Origin of the sequence: Paracoccus sp. SSJ, assembly GCF_030234105.1 — a bacterium.
GTDB lineage: Bacteria > Pseudomonadota > Alphaproteobacteria > Rhodobacterales > Rhodobacteraceae > Paracoccus > Paracoccus denitrificans.
Window position 1 is genome coordinate 176001 of sequence record NZ_JASSPE010000005.1, and the last position, 15426, is coordinate 191426.

Sequence of the window (15426 nt, forward strand, 5' to 3'; positions counted from 1 at the left end):
GAAAACCTAATGCGGGAAGCCTAATGCGAGATGCGGGTCTGTCAAAGCCCCAGAACATCCGCCATGTCGTATTCGCCCGGCCCCTTGTCCTGCCCCCAAAGCGCCGCCCGCAGCGCACCGCGGGCAAAGATGGCGCGATCTGTGGCGACATGGCGCAGGATCACACGCTCGCCCGCCGTGGCGAAGATCACGTCATGCTCGCCCACGATGTCGCCGCCGCGGATGGCGGAAAACCCGATGCTGCCGGGCGCGCGGGCGCCGGTGATGCCTTCGCGCGCCGGGGTGCGCAGATCGTCCAGGCCGTGGCCCCGCCCCTCGGCGGCGGCCTCGCCCAGCATCAGCGCGGTGCCCGAGGGCGCATCGACCTTGCGGCTGTGATGCGCCTCGACCACCTCGATGTCCCAGTCCTCACCGAGCGCGGCGGCGACCTTGCGGGTCAGCCCGACCAGCAGATTGACGCCCAGGCTCATGTTGCCGGCGCGGATGATCGGGGCGTGGCGGGCGGCGGCCTTCAGCTTGTCCAGGTCGGCCGGCTCGAACCCCGTGGTGCCGATCACATGCACGGCGCGGGCCTGCGCGGTCAGTTCCGCGAAGGCCACCGTCGCCGCCGGGGCGGTGAAGTCGATCACCGCCTGCGCCTTGGCGATCGCCTCGACCGGATCGTCGGTGACCGTGATTCCCAGCACCGGTCCCCCCATCGCCTCGCCCAGGTCGCGGCCGACCCAGGGGTTGCCCTCGCGCTCGATTGCACCGACGAGACGGGCCTGATCCGACCCCAGAACGGTGCGCGCCAGCATCTGCCCCATGCGGCCCGACGCACCCGTAATGACGATTCCCGGTTTTTCCATGCTCGATCCCCCGTTTCCGGCATGTCTATCCCGTTGCGGCGCGGGCCGCGACCCCCTACATCTGCGCGCATGGCACAGAACCGCTTTCATTCCGGCACCGGCCCCTCGCAGCGTCAGCTTCGCGTGGGCGAGCTGATCCGCCGCACGCTTTCCGACGTCCTCCTGCGGGGGGATGTCCACGACCCCGAGCTGAACCGGCATTCGATCACGGTCGGAGAGGTGCGGACCTCGCCCGACCTCAAGGTCGCGACGGCCTATGTGCTGCCCCTGGGCGGGCATGATGCCGAAGAGGCGCTGGCCGCCTTGCGCCGCAACGCGGGCGAGCTGCGCCATCTGGTCGCCAAGGCGATGACGCTGAAATACGCGCCGCAGCTGCGATTCGTGCTGGACGAGACCTTCGATCGCATGGACGACACCCGCCGCCTCTTGTCCGAAGACCGGGTGCGGCGCGACGTCGAATCGCACCCGGAAGACGATGAAGATTGATCTCAAGCGCCGGCTGGGCCTGGCCTTTGGCGCGCTGATCGCCATGACCCTGCCCGCCCTGGCCGGGATCTGCGAAAAGCGCGACTTCGACGGGCAGGGCTATGTGATCTGCACGCTGACGGCGGGGCAGGAGCCGGGCCTGCGGCTGTGGCTGAACGGCCCGGATGGCCGGACGCTCGGCGATTTCACCGCCGTCCGCCGCACCCTGGCCCAAGGCGAAAGCCTGGGTTTCGCCATGAATGCCGGCATGTATCACCCGGATTTCTCCCCGGTCGGGCTTTACGTCAGCGACGGCGTCAGCCAGCACGACCTGGTCACTGCCGGCGGCGGGGGCAATTTCGGCATGTTGCCGAACGGCGTCTTTTGCGCCGGCGGCGCGCGACCCTATCAGGTGATCGAAAGCCGCGCCTTTGCCAAGGCCGCCCCGGATTGCCGCCTCGCCACGCAATCGGGGCCGATGCTGGTCATCGACGGCGCGCTGCACCCGCGTTTCCTGGTGGACAGCGACAGCCGCTATATCAGGAACGGCGTCGGCGTCTCGCCCGACGGACAGACGGCATGGTTCGCCATCTCGGACCGGGCGGTGACCTTTCACCAGTTCGGCCGGCTGTTCCGGGACGGGCTGGGGGCGCGGGATGCGCTGTATTTCGACGGCTCGATTTCGCGGCTATACGCCCCGGGCCTGGGCCGCGCCGATTTCGGGCGGCGGCTGGGGCCGATCATCGGATATGTAGGACAGAACTAGAATGGCGCGAAAAAAGGGACGCGAGATCCACGGTTGGCTGATCGTGGACAAGCCGGCCGGTATCGGCTCGACCGACGTGGTCGGCAAGGTCCGCTGGGCACTGGACGCGAAGAAGGCCGGGCATGCCGGGACGCTGGACCCGGATGCGACCGGCGTGCTGGCCGTGGCGCTGGGAGAGGCGACCAAGACCGTGCCGATCCTGACCGACGCGCTGAAAGCCTATGACTTCACGGTAAGCTGGGGCGCCGAGACCTCGACCGACGATGCCTCGGGCGGGGTGGTGAAAACCAGCGACGCGCGCCCGGACGAGGCGGCGATCCGCGCCGCCCTGCCGGAATTCACCGGCGAGATCATGCAGGTTCCCCCCGCCGTCTCGGCCGTGCGCGTCGATGGCGCGCGGGCCTATGACCTCGCGCGAGAGGGCGAGGTGGTCGAGCTTGCCGCCCGTCCGCTTTGGGTGGAATCGCTGGAGCTGCTGGGCGCGGCCCGCGACAGCGCCGAGCTGCGCATGGTCTGCGGCAAGGGCGGCTATGTGCGCAGCATCGCCCGCGACCTTGGCCGCAAGCTGGGCTGCCTTGGCCACGTCGCGCAACTGCGCCGCATCTGGTCGGGGCCCTTCGAGGCCGGGGACGGCTTTGCCTTCGACCGCATCGACCGTGCCAACCAGGCCGAGATCGAGGCGGCGCTGCTGCCCCTGCAAGCCGCGCTGGCCGACCTGCCCGAGATGCAGGCGACCGAGATCGGCGCCACCCGCATCCTGAACGGCAATCCCGGCCAGGTGCTGGGCCATGCCGAATTCGGCGAGGAAGTCTGGGTCAGCCGCAACGGTCGCGCGCTGTGCATCGGTCGCTACATGGGCGGCGAGGTGCAGCCCTCGCGCGTGTTCAACCTGGGCTAGACCCCCTCGCCGCCGGGCGCCATGATACGGGCGACCGTGGCGCCGGGCAGCGCCTGGGCGACATAGGTGAAGGTGCCGGCCGTTTTCACCTCTTCGGCGGCGCGCATCAGCGCGCCGAGGGCCGCCCGCGCGAAAGAGCCGCCGACGCTGATCCGCCGCACCCCGGCCTGCGCCAGTTCGGCAACCGACCAGGTCGGACCCGCCAGTCCCATGACCACGTTGACGGGCTTGTCCACGGCGGCGCAGACGGTGCGGATCGCCTGGATATCCGGCAATCCCGGCGCATAGAGCACATCCGCCCCGGCAGCGGAAAAGGCTTGCAGCCGCCTGATCGTGTCATCCAGATCGGGCCGGTCCCAAAGAAAGTTCTCGGCCCGTGCGGTCAGCAGGAAAGGCAGGCCCCGCGCCGCCTCTGCCGCCGCCTGGACGCGCTCGACCGCAAGGGACAGGTCGTGGATCGGATCGCCGGCGTCCCCCGTCGCATCCTCGATCGAGCCGCCGACCAACCCCACCCGGCAGGCCAGCCGGATGGTTTCGGCGCAGGTTTCCGGCGCGGCGCCGAAGCCGTCCTGAAGATCGGCCGAGACCGGCAGGTCGGTCGCGCCGACGATCTCGGCTGCGTTGACCAGGATCTCGTCGCGCTGAAGGTCGGCGATGGAATCCAGCTTGCCCTTGGAAAAGGCATAGCCGGCGCTGGTGGTCGCCAGCGCCTGAAACCCCAGGCTGGCCAGCAGCCGGGCCGAACCCGCATCCCAGGGATTGGGCATGACAAAGGCGCCCTCCGTCTGGTGCAACGCCTTCAGTTTCTCGAACTTGGCCTGTTGATCCGGCATCGCGCCTCTCCTGCAAGGACTCTTGATGCCACCCTAGCAGGCCGGAACAAATTGTGAACGATTTTCTCGACCCTGCCGCGCCACGGGCCTGCCGTGGCGCGAAGGCCGTCAGCCGGCGAACTGATAGGTCGCGGGCACGAAGCGCCAGGAACCCTCGCCGTTCGGGGCGATGAAGCCCAAGCCCGGGAAGGGCATGTGATAGCCGATGAAGGGGATCTTTTCCTCGGCCAGCCGGGCCAGAACCGCCTGGCGCGTGGCCGCGCCCTGTTCCTTGTCCACGTCGAAGCGCACATGCCAGGCCGGGCGCTGCACCGAATAGACATAGTGGTTGAAGCTGTCGCCGGTGATCAGCAGCCGCTGCCCGTCGCTTTCCAGCAGATAGGTGGTGTGGCCGGGCGTGTGGCCGTGGGCCTGCTCGGCCTTGATGCCGGGCAGGATTTCCTCGGTCCCCTCGATCTGCCGCGCCTTGTCCAGCAGCGGCACCACCTTGGCGGTATAGGCCTCGCTGGGATTGGCCGCCCAATAGTCGTTCTCGGGGCGGGGCAGGATCAGCTCGGCATTGGGAAAGGCCGGAGCCTCGCCATCCATCAGCCCGCCGATATGGTCGCCGTGCATATGGGTCAGCACGACATGGGTCACGTCCTCGGGCTTGACCCCGGCCTGCGCCATCGAGGCGGCGTTGTTGGCCGGGACCATGCCGGTGTCGAACAACACCAGCGCATCGGGCGTGCGCACCAGCGTCATCGTATAGGAGCCGCCGCTGCGGTCGGCGGGGATGAAATTCTCGGCGCTGAGGCTTTCGAACTCGGCCGGATCGACATTGAGGCCGAAGGTCTCGATCGGGTTGTCGCTCATGCTCCCGCCACCGAACAACGTCGTCACCTCGAAGCCGCCCAGCTGGATCGTGTTGGCGCGGCCGAGAAAGGCGGGCGCCTCGCCCGCCGGCTGGGCGGGGGCGGTCTGGGCATGCGCGGGCAGCACCAGAGCCATGGGCAGCGCGCCGCCGATGAGCATGGCTTGGCGGCGGCTGATATCGGTCCTGAACATCTCTCCCTCCTGCTTGGTTCTTCTGCAACCTTACGCGAGGGCGGCGGGTTCCGGCATGAAACCTGCGTGACCGGCTAGAAGGGCGCGGGCGCGGTAAAGCTTTGCATCACCCCGGTTTCGGGATGCTTGAAGCGCAGGCTTTCGGCATGCAGCATCAGCCGCGGAAAATCCGCCGCCGCACCGGCCGCATAAAGCGGATCGCCCAGGATCGGATAGCCAAGCTGGGCCATATGCACGCGCAACTGATGGCTGCGGCCGGTGATGGGCATCAGCCGCACCCGCGTCTCGGCATCCGTCGCCTTGACCACCCGCCATTCCGTCTGCGCCGGCCGGCCCTCGGCATGATCGACCTTTTGTCGCGGACGGTTCGGCCAGTCCACGATCAGCGGCAGGTCCACCATGCCGGTTTTCGGCTCCAGCCGGCCCCAGAGCCGCGCGACATAGGTCTTTTTCGTCCGCCGATCCTCGAACTGCCTGGACAGGTGGCGCTGCGCATGCGGGGTCAGGCCAAAGACCATCACGCCCGATGTGTCCATGTCCAGCCGATGCACCAGCAGCACGGTCGGAAAGGCGCCGCGCAGCCGCTCGATCAGGCAATCGGCGCGATCCTCGCCCCGGCCGGGAACGGAAAGCAGCCCAGCCGGCTTTTCGACCACCAGGATCTCGTGATCGGCATGGATCACGCGCGGCTGTTCGGCCGTCGGCTGGTAGAGAAAGCTCATTTCCAGACCAGCCGCAGGGCAAGGCCCGCGAACATCACCGCCGCGATGCGGTTCACGATGCCCAGCCGCTTGCCGATCACATGGCCGGCCAACCCGCCGACCACCCCGTAACCCATGGTGACCAGCGTGCCGGACAGGGTGAACATCAGCCCCAGCCCCAGGATCTGCTGCCAGATCGGGCCATATTCCGGCTTGGTGAATTGCGGCAGGAAAGCCAGCAGGAACAGCACCGGCTTGGGGTTCAGCAGGTTCGACAGCGCCCCGCGCCGGATGATGTTCCAGGGCCGGCTGGCGGCGCGGGCGCGGGGATCGACCTCGCCCGCGTTCCAGCTTTTCCAGGCCAGGAACAGCAGATAGGCCGCGCCGGCATATTTGATCGCAACCAGCGCGCCGGGATGGGCGGCCACCAGCGCACCAAGGCCCACGGTCGCCATCGCCACATGGCAGATCACGCCCAGCCCGACGCCGAAGCCGGCCAAGGCCCCGGCGCGCGGGCCGTTCTGGATGCCGCAGGCGCTGGCGAAGAACACGTCCTGCCCCGGCGCCAGGTTCAGCACCAATGCCCCGGCCATGAAGGCCAGCAACTGCTGCAGCGGAAAATTCGCCAAGGTGTCCCAGATCATCGCGCGCCCCCTTTTCCTGCCGCCTAGGACGGGCGGCGCGCGGCGTCAACTATTCGCGCGGATCTTGCGGCAACCCGTCGGCGATCTCGTAATAGTCGCCCTTGTCGGCGACGAAGATATGGCCCAGCAGGCGCAGCCCCGTCGGGCTGTCGATGGCGCCCGCCGCCACGTCGATGATGTCCGAGCCGTCGCGCTGCCAGAACAGCGAGCTGCCGCATTCCGGGCAAAAGCCGCGCCGGGCGATGTCCGAGGCGCGATACCATTTCGGCTGCCCCTGGATCTCCAGCGATTTCGGCAGGATGGCGGCCCAGTAATGCCCCGACCAGCGCCGGCACTGGCCGCAATGGCAGGCCTTGAGGTCGTTGGTCGCGTCATAGGTGCCGCGAAACCGGATGGCGCCGCAAAGGCAATGGCCGGTGAATTCAGTCGCGTCCGAATGTGGCATCCAGGATCTCCTGCAGGCGGTCGGCATCGTCCCGCGTGAAAGCGTCGGGTTGATCGCTGTCGATATCCAGCACGCCGATCAGCCGCTCGCCCCCGCCGATCACCGGGATCACCAGTTCCGAGCGGGTCGAACTGGCGCAGGCGATATGGCCGGGAAAGGCGTCGACATCCGGCACCAGCTGGACCTGCCGCGTCCGCGCCGCCGCGCCGCAGACCCCGCGCGAAAACGGGATCACCAGGCAGCCATGGCCGCCCTGATAGGGACCGATCTTCAGCAGCTCGGGCGCGGTGACGCGATAGAATCCGGTCCAGTCGAATCGCTCGTCCGAGTGGTGGATCTCGCAGGCGAGCGTCGCCATCAGCGCGACCTCGTCGGTCTCGTCATGGGTCAGGGCCTGGATGCGGGCGGCAAGATCGTCGTAATCGGGCATGGCGCCAGATTAGCGGCGGCTTGCCGGGCTGTCACCCCGCGCCGTCTTCAGCCCGCGACGCGCCAATAGCTGCTTGGCGTATGCACCAGCGGCACCAGTGCAAAACCCGCCGCGATCAGGCACAACAGCGCCGGCACCCCGGTTCCGCCCAGCCCGGCCAGCATGGCCAGATGGCAGAGCACGAAGATGCCGCAGCCGATGGCCAGCGCCGCCCAGCCCTCGCAGCGCGAAAGGCAGGCGAGCCCGCCGCTCAGCAGTGCCAGCCCCAGCGCCACCCAGCATATTGGTCCGAAGGAACGGTCCAACGGCAGGGAATCGGTTGCCGGCATGGGTGCAGTGGCGGGCATGGATAGGGTCGCGAAGGCCAGAAAATAGCCTGCCATCACCGCAAAGGACAAACCGCAAAAAATCGAAAGGATACGCATCAGGGAGGCTCGTCATAAAAGGACAAAACGAACAAATACCTGAACGATTGCGCAAAGGAAGATCTCCACACCGCAAGCGGGTCCGGGTCGGCGTATCTCTGCCTATGGTTGCAGATCGCCCAGTATCTCCGGCAGATCCCGGCGCAGCCGCGCCATGCCGCCGGGTCGCCAGCCCAGCGCCTGCAACCTGGCGCAGAGGGGGCGGCGCAGCGCCCCGGCATCGGCGGGCGCGGGCAGGGGCGTCGCGCAGTCGGTCAGGCGGGCGACCTCGGCCAGCAGGTCGCTGCGGTCCAGCACCAGATCGCTGGCGTTGTAGCTGCCCGCCATGGCCGGATCGGCCAGCACCAGCAGCACGGCTTGGGCCAGGTCGGCGCCATGCAGCTCGGTCGCGACGCGGGGGGCGGGGGTGATGCCGTGCAGGAAATCGCCGATCAGCCCGGCCCATTTCTGCGGCAGGCCCGGGCCATAGACGCCGGTCGGGCGCAGGCTGGCGGTCAGGAAGCCGGGTCCCGACATGGCAGCCAGCGCCGCCTCGGCATCGGCCTTGACCCGGCCGTAAAGGCTTGTCGGCAGGGGCGAAAGCTCGTCCGGCAGTGCCATGCCCTCGGGGTGGCCGTCATGCACGGCGCGCGAGGACAGAAAGATCACCCGCCCGACGCCCTGGTCCCGCGCCGCCCGGAACAGCATGAGCGAGCCATCGAGATTGGCGCGGATGAAGCCCTCGGGGTCCGCACCCTCGCCGCCGCGATAGCGGCCGGGGGCGTGCTGGAAGGCGGCATGGATCAAGGCGTCGCATCCGGTCAGGCCGGGCACGCCGCCCAGGCGCCAACCGGGCAGGGTCGTGACCTGATGGCCCGCCTGCACCGCGGCGCGGTGGATCCAGCGCCCGACGAGGCCCGAGGCGCCGGTCAGCGCGATCCTCATGCCGCACCGGATACGCTGCCGGGCGGGGGCGGCAGGTCGCGCGGGTCCGGCACCGGCCCATCGCCGGCATGGGCCAGCCACAGCTCGACCAGCGGGCGCAGCTGCTCGACCTTGGCATGATCCTGCCAGGGCTTTTCATACTGGTAATGCAGCACGCGGATATCCTGCCAGCGCCATAGCTGCGGCAGGTTCAGCCAGACATATTGCAGCATGTTGTCAAAGACCGGCAGCCCGTGCCAATTCGGGAAATGGCTTTCCAGAAAAGTCTGGTCGGTGCGGCGCCAGAACTGGCCAGGCTGGTCCAGACGGGCCAGCATCGCCCGATACGTCGCCTGCGAGGGGCGCGCGGTAAAGACGCCCGAGTTCAGGCGGTGGAAATCCGCCAGACTTTCATAGACGTTCGGCGCGGCGGAAAACTCGGGATAGTCGAACAGCCGGTCGATGTTCTGCAAGACCAGCGCATCGGCGTCGATGAACACCACCCGGTCATAGTCCAGCTGCCACAGCCGCAGCTTGGCGAAATTGTCCAGCGGCGTGTGGAAGGGCGGCTTTTCGCCCTTGGTAAAGGGCGCGGCGCCGTGCAGCCGGTCGCGGGCATGCAAGGCGTTGAAGCCGTCCGATGTCGGCAGCAGGTCCACCCGCACCGCGCGCACGTCCAGCATGCGCAGCCCGTCCACCGTCGCCTGGGGCAGGTCGGTATAAAGCAGGACCAGATCGGCCGTCGTCCCGGTGCGGCGCAGCGAGCGGAACAGCGCCGCCGCCCCGGTCGCATAGTCGGGATTGGTCGCCAGGGTGACAAAGGCGCGGTCCGACCGCGCCTTGCCTGCCGGGTGAATGCCTTCGGGGGTCACGATACCGAACGCAGCCTCTTGCCCTCGGGGTCGTGCTCGACGCGCCGGGCGATGTCCTTGGTCCAGGCCGAGACGGCCGGCACGCGCGAGCGGTCGATGCGGTGGGCGTATTTCCGGGCCACCTCGACCACCTCGGACAGCAATCCTTCGGCCAGGGTGATCGGCTTGAGGCCCAGCGCAAGGAACTGGTCGTTCTTGACCACCAACTCGTTCTCGTCGGCCTCCTTGCGCGGGTTCGGCAGATAGGCGACCTCGGCCCCGGTCATGCGGGCGACCAGATCGGCAAGGTCGCGGACGCGATGCGTCTCGGTCATCTGGTTGAAGATGCGCACCGGCTCGCCCGCTTGCGGCGCATCCTTCAGCGCCAGTTCGATGCAGCGCACCGAATCCTGGAGGTGGATGAAGGCGCGGGTCTGGCCGCCGGTGCCGTGCACGGTCAGCGGATAGCCGATGGCGGCCTGGATCAGGAAACGGTTCAGCACCGTGCCATAGTCGCCGTCATAGTCGAAGCGGTTGATCAACTGCTCGTGGCGGCGGGTCTGGTCGGTATGGGTGCCCCAGACGATGCCCTGATGCAGGTCGGTGATGCGCAGCCCGTCGTTCTGGGCATAGAACTGGAACAGGATCTGATCGAGGCTCTTGGTCATGTGATAGACCGAGCCGGGCCGGGTCGGATACAGGATCTGCTGCGCGCGCGGGCCGGCAGGCGTGTTGATCGACACGTCCAGATAGCCCTCGGGGATCGGCGCGCCGACGGTGGAATAGCCATAGACCCCCATGGTGCCCAGATGCACCAGATGCGCGTCGATGCCGGTTTCGACCAGCGCCGCCAGCAGGTTATGCGTCGCATTGATGTTGTTGCCCACGGTATAGACCTTGTGGCGGTCGGTCTTCATCGAATAGGGCGCGGCGCGCTGCTCGGCGAAATGGATCACCGCATCGGGGCGATGCTCGGCCAGCCAGGATTTCAGCCGCTCGTATTCCGTGGCCAGGTTCAGCAGGTGGAAATGGATCCTGCGCCCCGTCTGCTGATGCCAGATCCGGCAACGCTCCTGAATGGAATCCATCGGCGTCAGCGATTGCACGCCCAGTTCGGTATCGATCCAGCGCCGCGACAGATTGTCCACGATATGGACCTCATGGCCCAGATCGGAGAGGTGCAGGGCGGTCGGCCAGCCGACAAATCCGTCGCCCCCGAGGACTGCGATGCGCATCATCTGACTCCTTGCTATTGCCCGGCAGGGATGCGCGGACAATGTGCCAGAACGATGACGTTCGGAAGAAGGTTCCTTGTCGGCCCCGCGCCACTTGCAAATTCTTGCCGAAAACATTGCATGATGGGCCGGCGAACACTAAGGATTCCCTTTATGATCTCGCAGAAGACGAAATATGCCATCAAGGCACTGATGGCCCTGGCAGACGAGGTCGCCGCCGGCGGCAATGCCCTGACGATCGAGGAGATCGCGCAGCGATCCGGCGCGCCCAAGCGTTTTCTGGAACATATCATGCTGGAGCTGCGCAATGCCGGCTATGTCGGCTCGCGCCGGGGCCGGGCGGGCGGCTATGTGCTGATCAAGCGGCCGAAGGAGATTTCCATCGGCGAGCTTCTGCGCCAGGTCGACGGGCCGATTGCGCCGCTGCCCTGCCTGTCGCGCCGGTCCTATCAACGCTGCGAGGATTGCACCGACGAGGCCACCTGCCGGCTGCGCCGCATGTTCGGCCAGGTGTTCTGGTCCTATCTGCTGCTGATCGAATCCCTGACGCTGGAGGATCTGGTGGCCGAGGGTGGCCTGCCCGAGATGAGCGCGGTCTGAGCTTGCACCCCCAGGGTTGCATTCCTGCCATGGCGCCGCCCGTGACAGGCGATGCGGCTTGACCCCGGGGCGGCCGGGTTGCAGTTGTGACGCGACGTTCGATCCATCCCGATGCCGGGGCTCCGCCCCTTCGGAAAGCACTGCAGGTCTGCCATGGTTGACACTCTGCCCACCCCGAAACACGCCCCCCTTGCCGGGGTCATCGGCTGGCCCGTCGCGCATTCCCGCTCGCCCCGGCTGCATGGCCACTGGCTGGAACGCTATGGCATCGCCGGGCATTACGTGTCGCTGCCGGTGATGCCCGAGCATCTGGCCGAGGTGCTGCGCGCCATGCCGCATATGGGCTTCGTCGGCGCCAACGTCACCATCCCGCACAAGGAAAGCGTCCTGGCGCTGGCCGACGTGGTCACCGACCGCGCCGCGCTGATCGGGGCGGCGAACACGCTGATCTTTCGCGCCGACGGCAAGATCCATGCCGACAATACCGACGGCTACGGCTTCATCGCCAATATCCGCCAGCATGCGCCGGACTGGATCCCCGACCTGGGGCCGGCGGCGGTGATCGGGGCGGGGGGCGCGGCGCGGGCCGTGGTCGCCTCGCTTCTGGAAAGCGGGGTGCCCGAGTTGCGCATCGCCAACCGCACCCGCATCCGGGCCGAACAGATCCGGGCCGAGTTCGGCGCCAAGGTCGTGGTCTATGACTGGGCGCAGGCCGGCAACATGCTGGAAGGCGCGATGACCGTGGTCAACGCCACCTCGATGGGCATGGAGGGCAAGCCGCCGCTGCGCGTGCCTCTGGAGGCGCTGGCGCCGGGCACGCTGGTCACCGATCTGGTCTATACGCCGCTGATGACGCCCTTTCTGGCCGAGGCGCAGGCGCGCGGCTGCGAGGTCGTGGACGGGCTGGGGATGCTGCTGCACCAGGCCGCGCCGGGGTTCGAGCGCTGGTTCGGCCAGCGCCCCGAGGTCGATGACGACTTGCGCCGGGCCGTGCTGGCATGAGCTACCTTCTGGGCCTGACCGGCGGCATCGGCATGGGCAAGTCCACCGCCGCGCAGATGTTCAGCGACCTTGGCCATCCGGTCTGGGACGCGGATGCGGCAGTGCATCGGCTTTATGCACCGGGCGGCGCGGCGGTCGCTCCGGTGGCCGCGGCCTTTCCCGGCGTGCTGAAGGACGGCGGCATCGACCGCGCCGCGCTGCGCGAGGCGCTTGCCGCCGATCCCACGGGCTTTGCAAGGCTTGAGGCCATCGTGCATCCGCTGGTGGCCGAGGATCGCACCGCCTTCATCGCCGCGCACGAGGCGGCGCCCATCGTGGTGCTGGACATCCCCCTGCTTTTCGAGGGCGGATCGGAGCGCCAGATGGACGGGGTCGCCGTGGTTTCTGCCCCGCCCGAGGTGCAGCGCGCACGGGTGCTGGCCCGCCCCGGCATGACCGAAGAGAATTTCCGCATGATCCTGTCGCGACAGATGCCGGATGCCGAAAAGCGCAAGCGGGCGGACTGGGTGATCCCATCGGATACGCTCACGGGCGCGCGGGCGGCGATCATGGACATCTGTGCCCGGATCATGGCAAAACGCCCCCATGCGTGAGATCGTCCTCGACACCGAGACCACCGGCTTCGACCCCGACACTGGCGACCGCATCGTCGAAATCGGCGCGGTCGAACTGATGAACCATCTGCCCACCGGGCGCACCTTCCACGTCTACATCAACCCCGAGCGCCCGATGCCGCAGGAGGCATTCGAGGTGCACGGGCTTGGCGACGACTTCCTGCGCGACAAGCCCAAATTCGCCGAGATCGCGGCGGATTTCGTCGCCTTTATCGGCGATGATGCAAAGCTGGTGATCCACAATGCCAGCTTCGACATGAAGTTCCTGAACGCCGAGCTGCGCATGGTCGGGCATGCGACGATGCCCTATTCCCGCGCGGTCGATACGCTGGAAATCGCCCGCAGCATGTTCCCCGGCGCGCAGAACTCGCTGGACGCGCTGTGCCGGCGCTTCCGCATCGACAACTCGAACCGCACGCTGCACGGCGCGCTTCTGGACAGCGAATTGCTGGCCGAGGTCTATCTGGCGTTGCGGGGCGGACGCCAGCCGGGGCTGGTGCTGGAAAGCGGCCCGATGCACGGCGGCACCGGCACGGGAGCGCAGGCCGAGGGCGGGACGCCGCGTGGTCAAAGGCCGCGTCCGCTTGCACCCCGCATCACCGAGGCCGAGGCCGAGGCCCATGCCGCCTTCGTCGCGAAAATGGGCGAAAAAGCGGTCTGGCTGCGCTATGGGGACGCGAACCACGAATAGGGCCGGAACCCTTGCGACGGGGAAGCGGGTTTCCCCTGCAGGACCGGCAGGCAAAGCAAAGAGGACGGGATCTTGATCAGGGATTGGTGGCAGTTCGTCCTGGCGATCTTTGAACGGATGGACAAGATCCACATGAGCCTGATCGCCGCCGGGGTGGCATTCTATGCCATGTTCGCGGTGTTTCCCGGGCTTGCCGCGCTGTTTGCGCTATGGGGGTTGTGGAACGACCCGCAGGTGATCGAGCAATACGTCCACGCCACGGACGGCTTCATCCCGCAAAGCGCCGCCGACATCATCTATGGCCAGATCAGCGCCCTGGTGGCGGCCGGACGCACGCAACTGGGCTGGACCACGGCGATTTCCTTCCTTATCGCCACCGTCTCGGCCCGTGCCGGGGTGGACGGGCTGATCCGGGGGTTGAACGCGGCCTATGGCGTGCGCTCGCATTCCACGGTCATGGGGTTCCTGCTGGCCTATGTGCTGACGCTGGTCATCGTGCTGGTGATCGCGCTGGGGCTGGTCACCATCGTCGTGGTGCCCATCGCCTTCAACTTCCTGCCCGACGTGCCCTTGCGCAACTGGCTGATCGGCGCCCTGCCGTGGATGGCGATCTTTTTCATCGTGCTGGTGGTGATCGGCATCCTCTACCGCTATGGCCCCAACGTGAAGACGCCGCGCACCGCGATCTTCACCTGGGGCTCGGTCTTCGCGGCGCTGGCCTGGGCGGCGGCGTCCTATGGCTTCTCGGCCTATCTGGCCAGCTTCAACAGCTACAACCGCATCTATGGCTCGATCGGCGCGGTGATCGCGCTCTTGATGTGGTTCTATCTGGGCGGCTTCACGGTCATGCTGGGGGCGCTGATCAACGTGGAACTGTCCCGCCGCCGCCGCTTCATCGCCGCAAAGAAGATGCGGCAGGCAGCGCGAAAGCAGGACGCGGGCAAGGCATCGTGATCGGCCTGCCAGCCCGATCTTGAAGGAGGCGCGGCATGGACCGTTTCACCGGCGGCTGCCTGTGCGGCAAGGTTCGAATCGTTGCATCCGGGCACCCCTGGCGGGTCGGCCTGTGCCATTGTCTCGACTGCCGCAAGCATCACGGGGCGCTTTTTCACGCCTCGGCGGTGTTTCCGCAGGACGCGGTGACGATCCAGGGCGAAACCCGCGATTATGCCGGGCGGTTCTTCTGTCCCCGCTGCGGATCGTCCGTCTTTGCGCGCAGCGGGGACGAGATCGAGGTGAACCTGGGCTCGCTGGATGCCCCGGATCGGTTGGTGCCGACCTATGAGCTATGGACCATCCGTCGCGAATCCTGGCTGCCGCCGTTTCCGCTCGCCAGACGATACGAACGGGATCGGGCCGCCACGGGCCACTCCGAGGAATAAGGGGTCAGCGGCGGGTCTCGGCCATCATCCGCAGCGCAAGCCCCGCCAGAACCGTTCCCATCAGCCAGCGCTGGACGACCATCCAAAGCGGGCGCCCGGTCAGGAAGGCCGCGATGCTGCCCGCCGCAAGGGCGATGATCGCGTTCACGGTGACGCTGACGGCGATCTGGGTCGCCCCCAGCGCCAGCGATTGCGCCAGAATGCTGCCCTGGCCCGGCGTCACGAATTGCGGCAGCAAGGACAGATACATGACCGCGATCTTGGGGTTCAGCAGATTGGTCACGAAACCCATGGCGAAAAGCCTGCGCGCGCTGTCCCTGGGCAGGTCGCGGACCTGAAAGGCCGAGCGTCCGCCCGGCCTGACGGCCTGCCAGGCCAGGTAAAGCAGATAGGCGGCCCCCGCGAGCCGCAAGGCGTCATAGGCATAAGGCACGGCCATGACGAAGGCCGTGATGCCGAACGCCGCGCAGAGCATGTAGAACACGAACCCCAGCGCGACCCCGCCCAGAGAGATCAGCCCGGCAAGGGGGCCTTGGCAGATGGATCGCGAGATCAGGTAGATCATGTTGGGGCCGGGAGTCAGCACCATCCCCAGCGAGATGGCGGCAAAGGCCAGCAGGTTCACAGGATCGGGCATCGCGGTTTC

At 67.4% G+C, this 15426-nt stretch carries 21 protein-coding genes; 9 read left to right on the plus strand and 12 right to left on the minus strand.

The window, feature by feature from the left end; genetic code table 11:
• Positions 1 to 41: 41 nt before the first annotated feature.
• Positions 42 to 848, minus strand: a complete 807-nt coding sequence (gene dapB / locus QPR87_RS07425; RefSeq protein WP_011749073.1) for a 4-hydroxy-tetrahydrodipicolinate reductase — start codon at positions 846 to 848, stop codon at positions 42 to 44.
• A gap of 69 nt (positions 849 to 917) precedes the next feature.
• On the opposite strand from dapB, the gene rbfA reads away from it, so the two are divergent.
• Genes rbfA through truB form a run of 3 tightly spaced genes read left to right on the plus strand, consistent with a single transcriptional unit; the run spans position 918 to position 2977 of the window.
• On the plus strand, positions 918 to 1334 hold the full coding sequence (gene rbfA, locus QPR87_RS07430; RefSeq protein ID WP_011749074.1) for a 30S ribosome-binding factor RbfA: 417 nt from the start codon (positions 918 to 920) through the stop codon (positions 1332 to 1334).
• A complete protein-coding gene (locus QPR87_RS07435) occupies positions 1324 to 2079 on the plus strand; it encodes a phosphodiester glycosidase family protein (RefSeq protein WP_285048960.1) in 756 nt (251 codons plus the stop codon). The genes rbfA and QPR87_RS07435 overlap by 11 nt, the downstream gene beginning before the upstream one ends.
• A gap of 1 nt (position 2080) precedes the next feature.
• Complete coding sequence (truB, locus tag QPR87_RS07440) at positions 2081 to 2977, plus strand: tRNA pseudouridine(55) synthase TruB (protein WP_011749076.1); 897 nt, start codon at positions 2081 to 2083, stop codon at positions 2975 to 2977.
• Here truB and QPR87_RS07445 read toward each other — a convergent pair.
• The 10 genes from QPR87_RS07445 to QPR87_RS07490 all read right to left on the minus strand — a co-directional run bounded on the left by QPR87_RS07445 (position 2974) and on the right by QPR87_RS07490 (position 10491).
• On the minus strand, positions 2974 to 3810 hold the full coding sequence (locus tag QPR87_RS07445; protein WP_285048961.1) for an isocitrate lyase/PEP mutase family protein: 837 nt from the start codon (positions 3808 to 3810) through the stop codon (positions 2974 to 2976). The two genes, truB and QPR87_RS07445, sit on opposite strands and share 4 nt — an antisense overlap.
• Before the next feature lie 108 nt (positions 3811 to 3918).
• Positions 3919 to 4857: an MBL fold metallo-hydrolase gene (locus QPR87_RS07450; RefSeq protein WP_285048963.1), complete on the minus strand. Its 939-nt coding sequence runs from the start codon at positions 4855 to 4857 to the stop codon at positions 3919 to 3921.
• 74 nt (positions 4858 to 4931) lie between these two features.
• Positions 4932 to 5579, minus strand: coding sequence for an RluA family pseudouridine synthase (locus QPR87_RS07455; RefSeq protein ID WP_285048964.1), 648 nt, complete (start codon positions 5577 to 5579; stop codon positions 4932 to 4934).
• Entirely contained in the window at positions 5576 to 6202 is a 627-nt protein-coding gene (locus tag QPR87_RS07460) for a LysE family translocator (protein WP_230999617.1), read from the minus strand. Before QPR87_RS07460 ends, QPR87_RS07455 begins: the two co-directional genes overlap by 4 nt.
• Before the next feature lie 49 nt (positions 6203 to 6251).
• A complete protein-coding gene (locus tag QPR87_RS07465; protein ID WP_011749081.1) occupies positions 6252 to 6647 on the minus strand; it encodes a GFA family protein in 396 nt (131 codons plus the stop codon).
• Positions 6625 to 7077: a free L-methionine (R)-S-oxide reductase MsrC gene (gene msrC / locus QPR87_RS07470; RefSeq protein WP_011749082.1), complete on the minus strand. Its 453-nt coding sequence runs from the start codon at positions 7075 to 7077 to the stop codon at positions 6625 to 6627. Before msrC ends, QPR87_RS07465 begins: the two co-directional genes overlap by 23 nt.
• A gap of 47 nt (positions 7078 to 7124) precedes the next feature.
• A complete protein-coding gene (locus QPR87_RS07475) occupies positions 7125 to 7382 on the minus strand; it encodes a hypothetical protein (protein WP_230999618.1) in 258 nt (85 codons plus the stop codon).
• Positions 7383 to 7604: 222 nt separating this feature from the next.
• Positions 7605 to 8426, minus strand: coding sequence for an NAD-dependent epimerase/dehydratase family protein (locus tag QPR87_RS07480; protein WP_285048965.1), 822 nt, complete (start codon positions 8424 to 8426; stop codon positions 7605 to 7607).
• Complete coding sequence (locus QPR87_RS07485; protein ID WP_230999619.1) at positions 8423 to 9277, minus strand: glycosyltransferase; 855 nt, start codon at positions 9275 to 9277, stop codon at positions 8423 to 8425. Before QPR87_RS07485 ends, QPR87_RS07480 begins: the two co-directional genes overlap by 4 nt.
• On the minus strand, positions 9274 to 10491 hold the full coding sequence (locus QPR87_RS07490) for an NAD-dependent epimerase/dehydratase family protein (protein WP_285048966.1): 1218 nt from the start codon (positions 10489 to 10491) through the stop codon (positions 9274 to 9276). Before QPR87_RS07490 ends, QPR87_RS07485 begins: the two co-directional genes overlap by 4 nt.
• A 153-nt stretch (positions 10492 to 10644) precedes the next feature.
• On the opposite strand from QPR87_RS07490, the gene QPR87_RS07495 reads away from it, so the two are divergent.
• The 6 genes from QPR87_RS07495 to QPR87_RS07520 all read left to right on the plus strand — a co-directional run bounded on the left by QPR87_RS07495 (position 10645) and on the right by QPR87_RS07520 (position 14780).
• Positions 10645 to 11091 (plus strand): RrF2 family transcriptional regulator, encoded by a 447-nt coding sequence (locus QPR87_RS07495; RefSeq protein ID WP_041530000.1) that lies wholly within the window; start codon positions 10645 to 10647, stop codon positions 11089 to 11091.
• A 153-nt stretch (positions 11092 to 11244) separates the two neighbouring features.
• Complete coding sequence (locus QPR87_RS07500) at positions 11245 to 12093, plus strand: shikimate dehydrogenase (RefSeq protein WP_230999620.1); 849 nt, start codon at positions 11245 to 11247, stop codon at positions 12091 to 12093.
• Positions 12090 to 12686, plus strand: coding sequence for a dephospho-CoA kinase (coaE, locus tag QPR87_RS07505; RefSeq protein ID WP_285048967.1), 597 nt, complete (start codon positions 12090 to 12092; stop codon positions 12684 to 12686). The genes QPR87_RS07500 and coaE overlap by 4 nt, the downstream gene beginning before the upstream one ends.
• Entirely contained in the window at positions 12679 to 13398 is a 720-nt protein-coding gene (gene dnaQ, locus QPR87_RS07510; protein ID WP_011749090.1) for a DNA polymerase III subunit epsilon, read from the plus strand. Before coaE ends, dnaQ begins: the two co-directional genes overlap by 8 nt.
• Positions 13399 to 13470: 72 nt before the next feature.
• Positions 13471 to 14352, plus strand: a complete 882-nt coding sequence (locus tag QPR87_RS07515) for a YihY/virulence factor BrkB family protein (protein WP_011749091.1) — start codon at positions 13471 to 13473, stop codon at positions 14350 to 14352.
• A 35-nt stretch (positions 14353 to 14387) separates the two neighbouring features.
• A complete protein-coding gene (locus tag QPR87_RS07520) occupies positions 14388 to 14780 on the plus strand; it encodes a GFA family protein (RefSeq protein WP_285048970.1) in 393 nt (130 codons plus the stop codon).
• Between the two features lie 4 nt (positions 14781 to 14784).
• On the opposite strand, the gene QPR87_RS07525 is transcribed toward QPR87_RS07520, so the two are convergent.
• On the minus strand, positions 14785 to 15417 hold the full coding sequence (locus tag QPR87_RS07525) for a LysE family translocator (protein ID WP_104493173.1): 633 nt from the start codon (positions 15415 to 15417) through the stop codon (positions 14785 to 14787).
• Positions 15418 to 15426 lie beyond the last annotated feature (9 nt).